Genomic DNA, 17,258 nt, shown 5'->3' with positions numbered 1-17,258 from the left:
AAGAATTAAAACGAGTTCGGATCGTAGTCTTTAGGAGCCGCAGAACCTTGTTCCGGGGTTTGAGATGCATTTGGCGCTGTGTAAACGACTTCCTGGCCTTTCTTAATGAACTCGACCTTAATCAGGCGAGCCTTCAGAGAAGGTCTGGATTCACCGGAATGTTCACCCGACTGAAGGGTAAACACGTCAGCTTTCAGGCCGCTCAGCACAAACCCCAGCAATACTTTTTCCTCTTCATCCACGGCCTTCTGGCAGCGGTTGATGAGTTTTGTAGCCTCTGGGCCCGCAACAGTGACATCGAAACGAGTGTATGACGCATTGTCGGTAGGACCAGTCAGGGCATTAATGACAGCGCAGGTAAATTCACCGTTTTGGCCCTGTACACGACGAATCGAGCTCAGGTAGCCGATACCGCTTACGTTAAGATTGAAATACTCTTTTTTCTGGCTGGCAGAGGAAGAGGTGGTGGAAGAAGATGCAGTTGTAGTAGCAGTCATGATGTTATCTCCGGAGTAAAAACTAAACTGGTAGCGGAGAAACATCTATCCCTTGCGGGATAACGTTTCCCGCAGGGAAGTCAGCAAATTATTGCCGACTGGCTGTATTTGTGAAATGGACCTCAACTCGCCAGGAGTACCTGTTCTCAGAGGTTAAACAGGTTTACCACCCGAAGGCGCCACTCTCAGGTTTTATGTGGCATTGGCATGTGATTACCCGAAGGCGCCCTTCTCAAATCACCAGGGCATTGGCAGTTGTCGATGACAACGATTAGCCTCTTTATCATTTATTCAGACGCAGCAGATGTCAACGCCGGTGTGCGTAAAAAATCATCAATGCCAAAAAATAAAAAAAGCGGCACCTTTCGGCACCGCCTGTGAGGTCTGCACCATTAGACCTGATGTTGACCTGCTTACGCAGTTGCTCCGGGGGTGTGTTCAGGACCCGGCACGGTTTCACGGAGTTTTGTGCCTTTTTGACTCACGTTCAGGTGTGGACGCGGCCAACAAGACTGTATCCTGCAAGCACTGCATTTGATGCTCACAGGACCCGCAGTCACGAGGTGCGGCTTCAGAGCCGTCGCAACAATAGCAAAGGCATCCTGTCCCCGCAATGAGAGACAAGGAATTAATTATTCTTTGGTTTTACAGCCTTAGAGCTACGCGCGCTTTTACGTTTCTGGGTGTCGTTGTTGATGATTCCTTTGCAATCAGGATAACGAGTACACCCCCAAAACTCTCCTTTCTGTCCTTTTTTTAGGCGAGTTTTCCCCCCACATAAAGGGCACGATGGTGTGGGTGGTATTCTAATGCTCACCCGCTGCTGTCCTCCCATGCTGACAAGGTTACGGGTCCATCCGACCTGTCGCTGCAAAAAATCATTCAGGGTAAGGCGTCCTTCTGCTACTTCATCCAGAGCCTGTTCCCAAAGTGCAGTCATTCCGGGGTCGGTTAACTGCGAGGGCAGAGCATCAATGACATCAGCACCAAGATCAGTCGCGCGAAGCTGCTTACCTTTACGCACAATAAATCTGCGGTTCAGCAGTTGCTCAACGATACCAGCGCGGGTGGCTTCCGTGCCTAATCCGGCGTTGTCCTTCAGTACCTTACGAAGAGCAATATCGGTAACAAACGCTGACGCGTTCATCATAGCGCCGATGAGTGTTGCGAAAGTATAGTGAGCCGGCGGACGAGTCATTTGCTGCACGACCTCTGCACCGTTTACTCCGCAACGGTCACCCTTCCTGAGAGGAGGAAGTTCAATACTGAGATCATCATCCCCTGCACTATCCTCTTCCTCCTTACTGAACAGGACCTTCCAGCCCATTACAATCTCCGTCCTTCCTGTTGTGCGGAACAGTTGCCCGCCAATGTCAAACTGCAGACGAGTAATATCAGATTCGTGCAGGGGAAGAAATTGTGCCAGATAATTTCGGCGGATAAGGGTGTATACCCTTCGCTCTGCCTCACTTAACGCAGAAAACTTAAACGCGTTTCGGGTAGGGATAATGCCATGGTGAGCTGTGATTTTTTTGTCGTTCCATATACGCGAAACAAACGAAGTATTTAGACCTGAAAGAAGAGAACTACACTCTGGATCAGACAGACCAATAGCGGAAAGAACCGAGGGGATTTCCTCACGCATAGACTCAGGAAGGTATCCACAATCAGTTCGTGGATAAGTGGTTGCCTTGTGTTTCTCATAGAGGCTCTGTGCAGTGTCAAGCACCTGCTGGGGTGACATATCCCAGAGCAGGCCACAGGCCTGTTGTAAAGTGCCGAGCGAAAAAGCCAGCGGCGCTGCCGCTTTTTCACGCTTCGTCTCACATTCTGTTACGGTCGCTGCTCCAGCCTGCCGGCAAAGATGCGCTACCTGCTGCGCTATATTTTGGTGTACACAGCGTTTTTCTTCGTCGGTATAAACCTTTGCAGGTACCCATTGCGCCGGAAAAGTTCTCCCTCCCGCACTCAGAAGCGCCTTAACCTGCCAGAAAGGTTTTGGGACGAATGTCGCTATCTCCCGATCACGCCGGACAACCAGTGCCAGGGTGGGAGTCTGCACCCGCCCGACAGAAATCACACAGTCGAATCCTGACTGTACTGCAAGCAGTGTATACAGACGGGACAGATTCATTCCAATGAGCCAGTCGGCACGAGCGCGACCAAGTCCCGCATGATACATTCCAAGAGTTTCGGCACCCGGTCGCAGATCCTGGAGAGCTGCACGGATGCTCATTTCATCAAGGGCAGAAAGCCAAAGCCGCTGTACAGGACCGTCCCAGCGGCAGTATTCCAGCAATTCACGGGCAATTACTTCTCCTTCCCGGTCCGCATCAGTGGAGATAACCACATCATCGACCTGGCGCAGCAGCCGCTCAATAACCTTGAACTGAGACTGCGTCTCCTTTTTTACCACCACCTGCCATGGGGAAGGCAGGATCGGCAGAGCAGAGAGCGACCATGGTTTGCCATACTGTTGACCGTATGCTTCAGGCGGTGCGGTCTCCAGCAAATGCCCTACTGCCCAGGTAACAGTGACGCCAGGGCCAGTTAGAAAACCGTCGCCACGTCGGGTGGCACCCAAAACATTCGCAAGATCTCGCCCCTGTGATGGCTTTTCGCAGATAAACAACCGCATGGTGGTTCCCCGGTCAGGCAGCCCGATATCGCATACGAAGCAGGTTTACGCTCGATTCATTAACCGGCGGTGAGAAAGCTGAGCGCTTTTCACCAAGAAGAACAGACAAATCTGGCTCTCCCGCCACCTCGCATGCTTGTTTCCATGTTTCGTTGTTTTCCACAGCATCAAACCGGGTAGCATCAATACGGCGATAAGATAAAACAGAGCCATAGATCTGACGAATTAATCTGCCACCTTCGCTAAGATGATGATCACGGCGAGAACGTGTAATTAATCCATAATGCGATGCTTGTAGTGCCTTTTTCGCAAACTGATCGAATCCTACTAACAGAAACACACACCTGTAACCCAGAGGGGTTCGTGTAAATACCTGGATATCGAGTGGCTCAACAGATGCAACTTCTGTCAATGTAATACCAGGCGGCAACATTGACATCTCAGCATCAAGTTGCTGTATCAAAGCAGTCATAGAATCTGATGCAACCTTGATCTTTTCTTCCAGGTTAAACATAGCAACATCAGCCCATGGATTATTTCGCAGGGAATCCTGGTTAATCAGAGTCGCACGGTGGAAAAACTGAGGCATACCGATAATTCCATGCCTTGCAGGCTTTTCACCGTCCTGTTTTTCAGGCTGACGCCCCTGCCATAGCCCGATTGCGTAATTCGTATGCAGTGCGATCGTCATTTCAGACTGCAGCGCACCAGTTCTTTTCTCATTTTTTTCTGCCATCGTTGTCACCTGTGCTCAGTTAAGATGAGCAGGCATAGTCCTGAAACACCGGTATCTCCAACAACGCGAAACTCATAATTCCAAGAACGAAATTGTAAGTTGGTTAAAATTTGTACTTGCTGCGCCCCGCAGCAAGCTCGTTTTTTAACCAACAGCAATACTTTCCCGCAAGACCCCAACCACAACACATCGAAACCTGATTCTTTTTTGTACTTGTTGCGCCCCGCAACAAGGTCATTTTTTAACCACTATTGCGCCCAGTAGTTCTGCTCATTTTTTGTACTTGCTGCGCCCCGCAGCAAGCTCACTTTTTAATCAAAAACAGATTTTTGATGCCATAATCATTTCTGGACCTGTTGCCGAATAGCCGCAATCATAGCCCTTACCTGCCCCTGAGACGGGCGTTTCGCAGGTTGAACAGGGACGTTGGCTGTGGGTACAGTACGTGATTCAACCGGGTGGGAAATTGTTCCACCAGAACTGGCAGTCTCCGTATCCTCTGAAATTTTCAGCTCACCACTTCGCGCCCTGCGAAGCATAGAGAACATCCAGCCCACCGGATTGTTGAGCCTTCCAAGGGCCTGTTGCTCACGCAGCATGTCAGCAAGGGCCTTTGCCATTGTCTCCGGAAGCGAAGCCATCTGCGTACTCAGCATCTGCCTGTCTTCACTGTTCAGAGCGTTCAGAAAATCATCTGGCAGGAATTGCTCACCACACGGTACGTACGTTTTTTTATTCACACTGTGTGTGAAAGAACGTACGTTACAGTCCGAATTTCGGACTCCGGCGTAAGTCCTTGATTTTTTACTGAGTCCATTTTCCGGATTCTGTGAATTATCAGGTTTAAGGGAACTGAGTCCGTTTTCCGGACTCAGTGAATTCGGGCTGTTTTTTATGCGTTTTTTACTGAGTCCTGATTTCGGACTCGGTTGCACAGCCTGTCGCTGACGAGCCATTTGTTCTGGTGTGGCAGGTGCACTTAGCCGGCTCTCAATAATGGCCAAGCGGCTGTGACGGTGGCGCATTCCCGGATCATGAAGGATGTCATTGACTACAGCCAGCGCCGTCATACGGACGGCTTTATTCCTGCTCAGGCAACTCTCTTCAACAAGGGTCAGCCAGCCCGGATCAAAAGTCTCAGCATCACGGTAGCCCAGCGGCTCATCATGCTGTGCATAGATATTGCCCCGCACACGACCATGGTCGTCGCGAACACGCTTACACAGGCTGAGCCAGCCTGTAAGACGCAGCATCAGCAGAACGCGGCTGACCGTATCTCTGGAGGCCTTCTCTGAATGTGCCGACGCCAGTTGAACCTGGAGCTCATCATAAGTCGGGAAAACAGCACCTTCATTCTGCTGTGCATACAACCGGATCATCACCCAGGCGGTTTTATCCAGTGGCGAAAGACGGGTATCCAGAAACAGCTGTCGGGGAAACGCATCATGTACATTTCCCATAAAAAGAAGCCCGCTGCGCTCCTGACCGACATCACCAGTGTCTGTACGCCGTTCGAGACTACGCTGCATCCTGGACAGTGTATGAGCAACTATGCTGTCTGCCGGAATGGTCATTTTCTGCTCTCCTCTTCAACCTGAGACAGCACAATGCCGGGACAAACCCGGCACTGTACGGTCAGCAGCGGCATTCCGTTACCGCCGTATTTCACGGTTATAGGTCTCATGATCCATAAGCCACCAGTGTTTACCTCCATCCTTACTGAGGATGCGCCAGAACGGCCCAACATCTATCTTGAGATAGCCGTTCATCGTCAACCGACGGAACACCTTCTCACCGCAGCACACTGCGCTGAACAGCCGTTGCGCCCTGCGACGAACCGAGGGGGAAACGTACTGACGTGAAGAAAAGTCGGTCATCTGCATCATGCTTCCTTGCGCTGTTGTGATTCACTCTTGCGGGATGGAGTTGTCTCCCGGCACCACTGGCAGACCCTGCTCCAGACTGCGGTCAGTGACAGGCCATGCTGCTCAGCGGCAAGCATCATCGCTTCCAGAGCCTGATGAGAGTCCGGGGATGATAGCCCGGCAGCCTTCCACTCGATCCATAGTGCCGAATCCTGTGGCTCCGTCAGAGACTGTGTGCGGCCCTGGCGAGACTCTATCCCCATCAGACGACGCCGTGCGCTAACCTCTGATGGAGACAGGCCGAAGTATTTATCAATCAGTTCCATTGAACCGCCAAGCTCAAGCGCCCGGTCTATCATCAGCATTCGTTTCTGCTCATTACGTGCCTGGTTGAGCATCAGCCAAAAATTTTCGTGATTCAGGCTAACATCAAGCACAGAAACGTGTGACTGGCTCAAATAATGCAGCTCATCAAGGCTCAACTGACTCAGTGCGCGTATCTCCTCGAGTGACATTCCCAGCGACTCACAGCGGCGAATATTGCCGTTTTTAACATCCATCAGCAGTGATGAAAGGATGGCCGTGGTGGCCTGTGAAAGGTTGTGCTGGCTCATAGGGCCCCTCCTGATATCATCTGATCGGCAACAAGCAGAACATCAAAAAGCCAGCCCGACAGGCAGGCACTCCATAAAATAATGTTACTCATGTGTACAGCCTCCCGCCGTAATCTGCTGTTGAGCCTGCGCACCAGTCAGGCCTTGATGAACTTCGGTATCCCGCCCCGCGAGCCAGCCCGCTACGCGTGCTGCTCTGTCGCCACGGCATTTACCGGCCACCCTGACGTTTACAGTCCCCAGGGTGTCGCCGGTGTGACGCTGGGCAAGCCAGCGCTGAAGCATGGAATTCTCACATTCTGAAGGCGCGAATGACTGCAGTACCTGCCAGACGCCAGATACCCACCCTTCACGAAACTGATCGGCTCTGCGACGAAGCGTGTTCTTAAGAATACGGCGCTTCCGGTATCCGGCAATCTGACCGTCAGTGTCTGCACGAAGTTGCCGCTGTAAAACGGTATAGATATAGAGCGCAACTTCGGCTCTCCCGCTGAAACCATAAAAGTGCAGAGATCGGCGAACGCTTTTTACACCACTGCAACTAGTGTGAATATGCCAGCCAAACCAGCAACGGCAGCCCGTGGCCATGCATACCACTGTTGCGAGTGAACTTAGCCAGGCTGGCACTTTTTCTGCATTACTGGTCAGGTTCTGACAGACGGATTCCTGGATATCATGAAGAGAAAGCATGTCAGGGGTCAGGCCATGACGCTGCATCAGCCGTTGAGCCAGAGCCACTGCACGGGCCGCCTCGTGTGGATTACTGTTCCGGGTACCCAGCGCCATCAGTCGCCGGATACGTGCAATCACTTTTGTAGTTTCAGACATGGTGTAGCCCCCTGCAGCCGGCAGCACGGTGAACATCCTGCTTCTCCTTCACATCCTGACAAGCAGCACACAACTCTACGCCCGGCACTGCCAACTGACGGGCAGCGGGAATGTCCGCGCCGCAGCACTCACAAATTTCTTTTGACGGGCGTAACGAGTGCACTTTTGCCCTGATAGCATCGATGCCGCGCTGGGTGAAAATAGCGGTACTGGCCTGAGCCATTTCATCATTCAGGTCCTCAGACATTTTCCCCTCCCTTCACAGCCAGACGCTGCAGCTCACGCAGACGCCGTATAACGCGGATAAGGCGCATTGTTTTTACAACAGTGACATCATCGAAAACGGCAGTATCTGCAGGTTCCTGAGAGCCAAAAAAATTCAGGCAGAACATGAACATATTGAACTGTTTGTTAGGCAGTGAACCTGATAGCCCGGCGAGGAAAAGAGTAAACTCGCTGGCGTTCTCTGAAATGGAGAAACCAGCTGAATGATGGTCTTTATCCTCCCGAACACAGTCCGCGCAGCCCATCGCTTCGGCAATTTCGAAAGTAAGCCGATAAGCCATATCCTGCAGGTGCTCGATGTCGTCCTGTAATGCGGAGATGTGCCAGATATCATTGACCGGTTCCAACCCGGTTGCGGCGAAGGCCACTGAGCTAACTGAAGGTGTGGAAGTTTCATCCTGTTCGCCAAAAGCAGAAACGAGCGCGTTGGCATTAACATCTGACTTAAATTGCCACTCTCCATCGTTATCAGGATTCTCTGTCTGACCGGTAATCACAGGATTTCCGCCAAACAGGTCATTCTGAACTTCACGACGCGGCTCACTTCCAACAGACATACCGCCGGGAAGTGCAGTATTGTCCTGAAGTTCTGGTACAGCTTCCGGACGCCCTGGAGTAGTCAGCGTACCGCTACGCAGACCAGTAACAGGGGGCTGGGATGAAGTATCTGCTGGCAGAGTCGTAACTGGTGGTGTTGTGCGTTCCCGACCACCTGACTGTTCAGACGCGGGTGTAGGTGCTGGCAGTGGAGGCGGCTCGCCAAACTGTTCCCTGCGTTTTTGCTCACGAGGATCAAGTTCAATTAACCAGCGGTCATAATTCAGGCTTGGATGGGGAAGAGCCTTAACCAGTTGACCGATAAACTCATCCCTAAAAATATCAAGGGCATAGCTTTCAGGTTCATCAAAACACCGGCAAACTGCACCAAACACATCATCAAGAGAACATTCTGGGTTTACGTCACCGCTGAAAGATTTCCAGACCTTCATAGCTGAAGAACGAAGGCTCAGGAGTGGTGTTGCCTGACCACGGCTCATGCCACTCTCAAGCAACTGGGGCATATGTGGATACAGGTAATTAAGCGTATCTTCCATCCGGCTTACGCTGGAGTTATCAATAGGATAACCTTCCTTACCCAACAGATCCGAAAGTTCTCGTAAGGTAACACTCCGGCCCAGTTGCTCTTCATAAATTACACGCGCTTTATGAACACCGAATGCCTTTTCTATATAGGTAAGATCCCCCCTGACCTCATTCTCAGCCAGGTGACCAACCAGACATTTTAGACGTCCAGGCCAGGGTTTGAAGATCGTGTGAACGCGATAAAAACGTTCATCACCAGTCTCCTGCCAGAGATCGCAGAGTATCTGATACCGGGTATTTCCCCCGTCACTAAAGATATAAACATCATCACCATCCGGATCACGGGTCACTTTTGGAATCGAATCCAATCCTCGTGCACGGACGGAAGCTTTAATTTCCTCAAAACGAGGATTGCGTCCTTTGCGCGGGTTATCCGGATTCGGGCGAAGCTGGTCAAGGGTAAGAACCATTGCCATTTCGTTTACTGGCTGGGTAACGGTGGGAGTATTATTATCAGCAGCCTGAGCCGGTGATTTTCCACGCTGCAACATGGCGTCGCCAAGGTTAAGACTACGGACGTTGCTCATGCAAACCTCCCGGTATGACCAGGGTTAGCAGAAAAACGCGTATAACGGCCTTCGTATTGCAGTCGGATCGTACCAATCGGTCCCTGACGCTGTTTGCTGACAATAATTTCAGCAACCCCCTTGTCTTCAGTGTTTTCGTGATAGACCTCATCACGATAGATAAAGACAATTACATCAGCATCCTGTTCCAGGGCACCGGAATCACGAAGATCGCCATTGTTCGGCCGTTTATCAGCACGACTCTCTAGTTGACGATTCAACTGCGAAAGGGCAACAACCGGACAACCCATTTCTTTCGCCAGCGCTTTGAGTGACCGCGAGATTTCAGCAATTTCCTGTGTGCGGTTCTCCTGATCCGGACAACGCATCAGTTGCAGGTAATCAAGACCGATGACTGAAGGGTGACCATAACGGCGGGCGTTACGACGGGCGCGAATTCTGAGCATGGCGGGGGTCAATGAGCCAGTGTCATCTATGATGAGGCGGTCTTTAAGGTCACCCATCAATAGTGAAGACGCGTTTGAAACACGCGCCCAGTCCTCATCATCCATCTGGCCATTTTTTAAATGTGTTAAATCTACACTGCCAAGTGAAGCGACCATACGCATGAGGATCTGCTCGGTGGGCTGCTCAAGGCTGTAAAACTGCGCATGTGTATCGGCTTTTTTCAGAAGTGAATTCAAAATCAGGCTGATCAGAAAGGCAGTTTTCCCCATTGAAGGCCTTGCTGCTATAAGTATCAGATCAGCTGCCTGCAGCCCGCTGGTCATGGCATCAAAATCTTCAAATCCCGTAGGCGTACCAGTAATACCATCGGGCACATTGCAACGACGTTCCAGCTCTGTAAGGAGTTTTTCCATGCCGTCAAGCAGCGTCACGGCCTGCTGTGGTTCTGAACGTTCTGCCAGCCGGGTAATTTTTTGCTCTGCGGTTTCCATCACCGCCCCGATATCAGCACCGGATGCCTTAACAGTTTCGGTTATCTCAGCACCAATGGCGACCAACTGTCGCCCCTGGCTGTACCTGGCAACAATGTCACAGTAAGCGACGATATTGGCCGCACTTGGAGTATTTTTTGAAAGTTCGGCCAGATAGGCGAATCCGCCAAGTTGCTCAAGCGCATCCTTACCACGGTTTTCAATGCTCTCAGCAAGTGTGATCAGGTCAATCGGACGCCCTGCTGCAACCAGACGCGCCATTTCATGAAAGATGACCTGGTGAACCTTGAAATAAAAATCATCGGTATCGAGACGGAGCGCCACTTCATCCCAGCAGTCGTTATCCAGCATCAGGCCACCAATGACGCTCTGCTCAGCATCCTGAGAAAACAGCCCCGAAACATTTCTGCGGTTGTTAGAGGTCATTCCTCGCCCCCCGCATTAGCTAACGCATCAAAATTCGTTTTCCACTCTGGGAAAAGTTCACAAGCCAATTGATACATTGACGTAAACGCTGAGTCGCTTTTACGTCGGGTATTTTTTTCAAGACGATGTACCGGTACGCCCTTAACATGCCCAAGAACATAGACAGTCAGGTCATAGATACATGTCTCCAGCAGGTCGATATGAATTTTGTCTGCATGGGCGCTGTAGCGTTTATCTTCAACGATCGCTTTGACTTCAGCGAGGGTCTCAACAGACAGATTGTCGTATTCCATACAGTTGATGAGCAATTTTGTGACTGGAAGCTGAATGCCAAACGCACAATAAGGCAGCAATTCTTCCATCAGCGCGACTGTTCCGCGCATGAACTCCCTGACATCAGGAAGAATCGGTTTGGCAATACCCACCATGGTTCCGGTGGAGGCCAGGATAATTAACTCAGACATCACTGACCGTGAGCCTTGTGAATCGACAATAATCACGCCATATGAATTAAAAAGGGGATGTGAAAGAGCATTTCGGAGGCGAACTCGCCCATCAGGCGCATTCAGCATTGCAGTTGGGAGAAAATTACGAGGATCGTTGGAAACGATAATGTCCAGATTATTGATCGACGTACGGGAGATCAGATTATCGGGATTTGAGAGATCAACTGTCTGCATCAACAGTTCGTACAAACCACCAGGGGCTTCATATTCAAGCGGGAATATACTGCTGGCCGTTGGCTGAGCATGGTCGCCATCAATCAGAAGTGTTTTGATACCTGCATCGGCCAGAAATCCTGCAAGATTAGCTGACTGAGTAGACTTACCCTCGCCCCCCTTAGTGGAAACAACAGGTATAATACGAGGCTTAACACCCAACGTTGGATAATCGATTGATTGTAAATGCATTTTAGCACCTGAAAATTAATCAGGATGCGATTCAACAAATACCGATCATTCTTCTATGGAATTTAACATTTTGTCACAGGGATTGAAAATCCCCGTGTCCTTGGTTCGATTCCGAGTCCGGGCACCACTATTTAAAGAAACCAGCCTACGGGCTGGTTTCTTGCTTTCTGGCGTTCCGGTAGATTTCTGGTCATTGCAGGACGTTATTTGCTTGCTGGATTTCTCGCCATTTTCTTAGATGTTCGTTGCATTTAAAGGCATATATACCCTCTGACAAGCCTATCTCTTACTTCCAGCTACGGTCTTTCTACGGTCAGCTACGGTTCTTTTCATTTCTAACTGTTCATAATGATGCAAAAACACGGGGGAAACGGGGGAATCTGACAACATACGCCCTCCACTAGTCATATGGGGGTCTTCACAAGTCCGTCCACCTGCAACATACACTTCTTTCCCTTTCACGTCTTACCATTACCAGAATTCCCCGCCCTCCACGCCATCATAAAATGATTTATCAGTAGTAATACTACTTGAGCTGAACGTATTGCATTATTAAACCTGAGTATCCGCTCTGAGCGATAAGCGGACCACATTATCTGAAGAAAGGCATCACTGATAATGTCGGGACAGCTCATACTAAAAAATGTATAACTTTTCTTTTCATCGACGATTCAGAAGGGATTTTAATGGTTTCGGTTGAGGAAATAAAAATGAAGTATCCAGGCGCAGATGCCTGGCAAATGGGTGACAGCCCGGAACTGGCTAGCGAGCTTGCGGACTTGATCAAAAAAGGGATCAAAACGGCCTCTTGCGGATCTTTTGCCTCTTACCAGCAGGAGGAATCTGCCCCGAGGATTGGGAGTTATAACATTATCCTTGATGGCCAGAATGTTCCGGTCTGCGTGATCAGACTGGTTTCAATGCGACTGGTGCGTTTTTGTGATGTGACTGAGGCGTTCGCCCGCAAAGAAGGTGAAGGCGATTTAAGCCTTGAATACTGGCAGAAAGAGCATCAGCGATTTTTCACCCGCGAAGGTCATTTTTCTGAAGATATGGAGTTGATCGCAGAAGAGTTTGAAGTGGTTGAGATGCTGTAAAACGAGATAAACGGCTGATGTTTTATCAATTGCCATTTATAACAATGTCCGCTTCAGGCACAGAGTTGCCTGTCAGATTAGATTAAACTCTGTATTGTGACAAAGCCAGATCAAGTCTGAGCTAATACATATGAAGAGTGTATACAGGCTTCGCACCGCAGTAAACCGTTCTGACTTAATGGTAGATATCAAAGCGAGAAAGATTGAAAGACATATACAAACTGAAGAAAACCTGCAACCCCGGTAAAAATGAACTGTGTGAAAGAGTGAAATAGCTTCTTGAAATAACAATACACTGCACACGCCGAAAAAATCAGTCCATTAAAAATAATATATTTATGTAGAATCTTATGTGGTTCATTCACCTTATCTTTTCGCCATTCAACTATCCTTAAGTTAAATTTATCATATTACTATATGATAACTACAGCGATAGTCCCGTCATTACGGATATGTAATTCATCTACGATATCAAAAAACAAATTAGTTCTGCATATGACTAATTATTCATTTGTGACTCTACATAAATTTAAGAACATATCATTATTTTTAACTACACCTGGTTATTTCCTGAAGAAAAAGCTATTATTCGGCAGATTTTAATCCATTAGAAGAGAGTCAGGTATAAGCGGAATGTCGGCAAAATAAAGGATAACAGGTGATATGAAAAATAATAATGGACTAGAGAAACGCAGGTTTATGACACAAAATGAAATCAATTTAATTCTTAATGCTGTTAGTACAGGAACCTATGCAGTGCGTAATCGCTGTCTGGTTTTGCTGTGTTTTATTCATGGGTTAAGGGCAAGCGAAATATGTCGTCTGCGTATCTCAGATATTGACCTTAAGGATAAATGTATACATATTTACCGATTAAAAAAAGGATTCTCAACTACCCATCCCTTACTTGAAGAGGAAATTCGTTCGATAAAGTCCTGGCTGAAAATTCGCCTTACAAGCCAACATTCAGAAACTGAATGGTTATTTTTATCACGTAAAGGCAATCCCCTTTCAAGACAGCAATTTTATCAGATAATCGCCAGAGCCGGGAAGAAAGCAAAACTTGCAATTTGTGCCCACCCGCATATGCTTCGCCATTCCTGTGGGTTTGCTCTGGCAAATATGGGGATAGATACCCGCTTGATTCAGGATTACCTTGGCCATCGCAATATTCGTCATACTGTCTGGTATACTGCCAGTAACGCTGGTCGTTTTTATGGCATCTGGAATAAAACAAAAAACAGAGATGTCTGTAGCAGACTGTAAGGAAAGAAAAATATAGACAGTAAATAAGTCTGAATAAAGCTATGTGCCATGGATGGCACTGTAATAGTCGCATTAGCTGTATGGTTATCTATTTTATGTTTCTACACTATATCCTGTGTTATTTTTTCTGGCCAGTATAATTGACACCTCTGACATGGTCTGAATAGTTATTCCCCCGCTGAATACGTTTTTCCCCTCTGAGAATATACGGAATAGTCTTCTTGTGATGTCTGATGAAATCTTTAGAATGAAGTCGCCCACTGACATGGGGCTTTGTGAGCTTCATAGAATAAAATGGGATAGTGGTCAATATGTGCAATTAATAATACATCCCTAGCTTTAGCTATCAGTTATTCGTATCACTGGAGCTGACTCTTTATCATTCTGATACCAGGAGAAATATTATGAACCGACGCCGTTTTCTTACTGCCAGAGAAGTTCAGGCCATGATGAAAGCCGTACGTCATGGCCAGACAGGAGAGCGAGATTATTGTCTTATCCTGCTGGCCTTTCGTCATGGAATGCGTATAAGTGAACTACTGAACCTGCATTACCGGGATTTTGATCTTTATGAAGGTCGGATCAATATCCGCCGACTGAAAAATGGTTTTTCTACTATTCATCCCCTCATGCCGGACGAGTGTGAAGCCATTGAATGCTGGAGCCGGGTTCGTGCGAGTTGGAAGGGAGCGCAGAAAATAAACGCGGTGTTTATTTCCCGCAAAGGCTCACAACTTTCCCGCCAGCAGGCATACCGTATAATACGTTCTGCTGGCCAAAAGGCCGGAACCAGCACCACCACACATCCGCATATGCTGCGACATGCATGTGGTTATGAACTTGCTGAAAGAGGTACAGATACACGTCTAATCCAGGATTACCTTGGTCACCGAAATATTCGCCACACCGTACGTTATACAGCCAGTAATGCCGCCCGGTTTGCAGGATTATGGGAAAGGGTAAATCCGCTAGAGGAAAAGCTACTAAAACAGAAGATCAAAAATGATGAACTATATAGTTCATTGATAACTAAGGAAAAATAAGACATTGAACAAGTCAATTGGGACCAAACTGTCTATATCGTAGAGGAATTTTGTAATTTTCTGCAACCTGTAAGTCCATTTTTTTTGCGAAAAAAAAATATCCAACTGATTTAAAATTGTTTTTTTACTCACATTTTTTTACGTTTCATACATCCTCACCTTTTTTCCGCACCTTTTCTCCGCACGTCGAGTTCTGCTTTCCACTTGTCTTGTTGATATAACTCACGATCACCTCAGATATATTCATCTATAGAAAACCAAAAAATAAGAATTAAATTCCAGAACAACGCATAAAAAAACGAAATTAAGAAATTTATTGCGACGAGTCAAAATGGTCCCAATTGACTCATCAGTTGGGTAAAAACTGCGCAAGATCGGCAGTCGAACTATTCGGCTTAAACCTGAAATGCCAGGAAGGTACAACGACTGCCAGTTTCGGTTCGTAATATCGACATTGTTTAAAGGAAAACCGCATGAAAATCAAAACACTGGCAATCGTTGTTCTGTCAGCACTGTCCCTGAGCTCCACAGCAGCCCTGGCCGACACCACCACGGTAAACGGCGGCACCGTGCATTTTAAAGGGGAAATCGTTAACGCCGCTTGTGCAGTTGATGCCGGTTCTATCGATCAGACAGTTCAGTTAGGCCAGGTTCGTTCCGCCAAACTCGCTGCTGAAGGCAACACCAGCTCCGCTGTGGGTTTCAACATTCAACTGGATGATTGCGACACGACCGTTGCGACCCAGGCTTCCGTTGCGTTCACAGGTACTGCTGTTGATGGCGCCAACCCTACCGTTCTGGCGCTACAGGGTTCCGCATCAGGCGGCGCGACTAACGTCGGCGTACAGATCCTCGACAAAACTGGCACCGCTCTGGGGCTGGATGGCGCGACCTTCAGCAGCGCTACCACGCTGAATGACGGTACTAACATCATTCCTTTCCAGGCTCGTTACTACGCAACTGGCGCAGCAACTGCCGGTACTGCGAACGCAGACGCAACCTTCAAAGTGCAATACCAGTAATTCAAACGTCTGACAGGGAAGCATTCCGGGCCAGGATGGCCCGTTATCCATAACAGGACAGGGGTGATAACGATGCAAGGAGTGAGATCAGGTCTGCTGATATTTCTGTTTCCGTCGCTGGCACTGGCTGGCAATCACTGGAACGTGACGTTGCCCGGGGGAAACATGCGTTTCCAGGGTGTCATTATTGCCGAATCCTGCCGCGTTGAAGCAGGAGATCAACAGATGACGGTCAATATGGGGCAGATCAGCAGTAATCGGTTTCATTCGTCAGGGGAAGATGCCAACCCCGTGCCATTCGATATTCATCTACAGGATTGCAGCACTGCCGTGAGTCAGCGCGTAGGCGTGTCATTTCGCGGAGTTGCCGACGGCAAAAACCCGGAGGTGCTTTCAGTTGGCGAAGGGCCGGGAATAGCAACCGGCGTAGGCATCGCTTTATTTGATAAAGACAATCAATTGATTCCACTCAACAGCCCGCCGGGTGCCTGGACGCAGTTGTATAGCGGCCCCACCACGCTTCATTTCGTGGCGAAGTATCGGGCAACCGGGAAGCAGGTCACCGGGGGAGCCGCCAATGCTCAAATCTGGTTCTCTCTGACCTATCAGTAATTAGCCAGCAGGTATGCCGGAAACAGGAAACAACGGTGAGTACGAAAGGGGAAAATGTGAAAAAAACACTGGAGATGACACGCGGCTTACTGGCGGGCTTTTTGATGCTCGCCGCAAGCGGTTTTTCCGCCAGCACTGAAGCAGGCGTGGCGCTGGGCGCAACCCGGGTTATCTATCCGGCCGGACAAAAACAGGTTCAGCTGGCGGTGACCAATAACGACAATAACAGTACCTATCTGATTCAGTCATGGGTTGAAAACGCCGATGGCGGCAAAGATGGTCGTTTTGTCATCACCCCTCCGCTGTTTGCGATGCAAGGTAAGAAAGAGAATACCTTGCGCATTATTGATGCCACTAACAACCAGTTACCGCAGGACCGGGAAAGCCTGTTCTGGGTAAACGTAAAAGCCATTCCTTCGATGGATAAATCAAAGCTCAGCGATAACACCTTACAACTGGCGATTATCAGCCGCATCAAACTCTACTACCGCCCAACGAAACTGGCTCTGCCACCGGATCAGGCGGCGGAAAAACTGACCTTTAACCGTGACGGTTCATCGCTGACGCTCAACAACCCGACGCCGTATTACCTGACGGTGACCGAACTCAATGCCGGTACGCGCGTGCTGGAAAATGCGCTGGTGCCGCCAATGGGTAAAACCTCGGTCAAGTTGCCACCTGATGCCGGTAGCAACATTACCTACCGGACGATTAATGACTATGGCGCACTGACCCCGCAAATGAAGGGCGTTCTGCGTTAACACAGGGGCCGTCCACCAACAGGACTCCCCCGCACATTACAATTAAGAA

Annotated in this window: 17 protein-coding genes; 6 read left to right on the top strand and 11 right to left on the bottom strand. The window is 48.9% G+C overall.

Annotation, left to right across the window (positions count from 1 at the left end):
• Positions 1–5 precede the first annotated feature (5 nt).
• From OGV50_RS13505 to OGV50_RS13455, 11 genes are all read right to left on the bottom strand, one after another.
• On the bottom strand, positions 6–497 hold the full coding sequence (locus OGV50_RS13505) for an STY4534 family ICE replication protein (protein ID WP_032676551.1): 492 nt from the start codon (positions 495–497) through the stop codon (positions 6–8).
• A 628-nt stretch (positions 498–1,125) separates the two neighbouring features.
• Positions 1,126–3,135 (bottom strand): DNA topoisomerase III, encoded by a 2,010-nt coding sequence (locus OGV50_RS13500; protein ID WP_046497084.1) that lies wholly within the window; start codon positions 3,133–3,135, stop codon positions 1,126–1,128.
• Positions 3,136–3,148: 13 nt separating this feature from the next.
• Positions 3,149–3,871 (bottom strand): PFL_4669 family integrating conjugative element protein, encoded by a 723-nt coding sequence (locus OGV50_RS13495; protein ID WP_046497081.1) that lies wholly within the window; start codon positions 3,869–3,871, stop codon positions 3,149–3,151.
• A 341-nt stretch (positions 3,872–4,212) separates the two neighbouring features.
• Entirely contained in the window at positions 4,213–5,445 is a 1,233-nt protein-coding gene (locus OGV50_RS13490; RefSeq protein WP_115615225.1) for an STY4528 family pathogenicity island replication protein, read from the bottom strand.
• Positions 5,446–5,523: 78 nt separating this feature from the next.
• Positions 5,524–5,754, bottom strand: coding sequence for a ParE family toxin-like protein (locus tag OGV50_RS13485; RefSeq protein WP_001178480.1), 231 nt, complete (start codon positions 5,752–5,754; stop codon positions 5,524–5,526).
• Positions 5,754–6,350 (bottom strand): DUF2857 domain-containing protein, encoded by a 597-nt coding sequence (locus OGV50_RS13480; RefSeq protein ID WP_000077899.1) that lies wholly within the window; start codon positions 6,348–6,350, stop codon positions 5,754–5,756. Before OGV50_RS13480 ends, OGV50_RS13485 begins: the two co-directional genes overlap by 1 nt.
• Before the next feature lie 84 nt (positions 6,351–6,434).
• Complete coding sequence (locus tag OGV50_RS13475) at positions 6,435–7,178, bottom strand: DUF2786 domain-containing protein (RefSeq protein ID WP_000005470.1); 744 nt, start codon at positions 7,176–7,178, stop codon at positions 6,435–6,437.
• The gene (locus tag OGV50_RS13470; RefSeq protein ID WP_046497070.1) at positions 7,171–7,425 is read right to left on the bottom strand and encodes a TraR/DksA C4-type zinc finger protein; all 255 of its coding nucleotides are present in this window, start codon (positions 7,423–7,425) and stop codon (positions 7,171–7,173) included. Before OGV50_RS13470 ends, OGV50_RS13475 begins: the two co-directional genes overlap by 8 nt.
• On the bottom strand, positions 7,418–9,133 hold the full coding sequence (locus OGV50_RS13465; RefSeq protein WP_046497064.1) for a ParB family protein: 1,716 nt from the start codon (positions 9,131–9,133) through the stop codon (positions 7,418–7,420). The genes OGV50_RS13470 and OGV50_RS13465 overlap by 8 nt, the downstream gene beginning before the upstream one ends.
• Positions 9,130–10,497 carry an SPI-7-type island replicative DNA helicase gene (gene dnaB-PI, locus OGV50_RS13460; protein ID WP_000203356.1) on the bottom strand — a complete coding sequence of 456 codons (1,368 nt, stop codon included), beginning with the start codon at positions 10,495–10,497 and terminating at the stop codon, positions 9,130–9,132. Before dnaB-PI ends, OGV50_RS13465 begins: the two co-directional genes overlap by 4 nt.
• Complete coding sequence (locus OGV50_RS13455) at positions 10,494–11,408, bottom strand: ParA family protein (protein WP_000550614.1); 915 nt, start codon at positions 11,406–11,408, stop codon at positions 10,494–10,496. Before OGV50_RS13455 ends, dnaB-PI begins: the two co-directional genes overlap by 4 nt.
• A gap of 686 nt (positions 11,409–12,094) precedes the next feature.
• On the opposite strand from OGV50_RS13455, the gene OGV50_RS13450 reads away from it, so the two are divergent.
• The 6 genes from OGV50_RS13450 to OGV50_RS13425 all read left to right on the top strand — a co-directional run bounded on the left by OGV50_RS13450 (position 12,095) and on the right by OGV50_RS13425 (position 17,209).
• The gene (locus OGV50_RS13450) at positions 12,095–12,505 is read left to right on the top strand and encodes an ASCH domain-containing protein (protein ID WP_165383406.1); all 411 of its coding nucleotides are present in this window, start codon (positions 12,095–12,097) and stop codon (positions 12,503–12,505) included.
• Between the two features lie 663 nt (positions 12,506–13,168).
• Positions 13,169–13,771 (top strand): tyrosine-type DNA invertase, encoded by a 603-nt coding sequence (locus OGV50_RS13445; protein WP_012134478.1) that lies wholly within the window; start codon positions 13,169–13,171, stop codon positions 13,769–13,771.
• 404 nt (positions 13,772–14,175) lie between these two features.
• Complete coding sequence (locus OGV50_RS13440; RefSeq protein WP_012134479.1) at positions 14,176–14,814, top strand: tyrosine-type DNA invertase; 639 nt, start codon at positions 14,176–14,178, stop codon at positions 14,812–14,814.
• Positions 14,815–15,287: 473 nt separating this feature from the next.
• Positions 15,288–15,836 carry a type 1 fimbrial major subunit FimA gene (gene fimA, locus OGV50_RS13435; protein WP_200091116.1) on the top strand — a complete coding sequence of 183 codons (549 nt, stop codon included), beginning with the start codon at positions 15,288–15,290 and terminating at the stop codon, positions 15,834–15,836.
• A 72-nt stretch (positions 15,837–15,908) separates the two neighbouring features.
• Positions 15,909–16,448: a type 1 fimbrial minor subunit FimI gene (gene fimI / locus OGV50_RS13430; protein ID WP_058668448.1), complete on the top strand. Its 540-nt coding sequence runs from the start codon at positions 15,909–15,911 to the stop codon at positions 16,446–16,448.
• A gap of 56 nt (positions 16,449–16,504) precedes the next feature.
• Positions 16,505–17,209: a fimbria/pilus periplasmic chaperone gene (locus tag OGV50_RS13425; RefSeq protein ID WP_047463815.1), complete on the top strand. Its 705-nt coding sequence runs from the start codon at positions 16,505–16,507 to the stop codon at positions 17,207–17,209.
• Positions 17,210–17,258 lie beyond the last annotated feature (49 nt).

Source organism: Citrobacter sp. CK180, from assembly GCF_030333655.1.
Taxonomy (GTDB): domain Bacteria; phylum Pseudomonadota; class Gammaproteobacteria; order Enterobacterales; family Enterobacteriaceae; genus Citrobacter_B; species Citrobacter_B koseri.
Note: the sequence above shows the minus strand (reverse complement) of the source record. Positions and strands in the feature narration are given on the sequence as shown.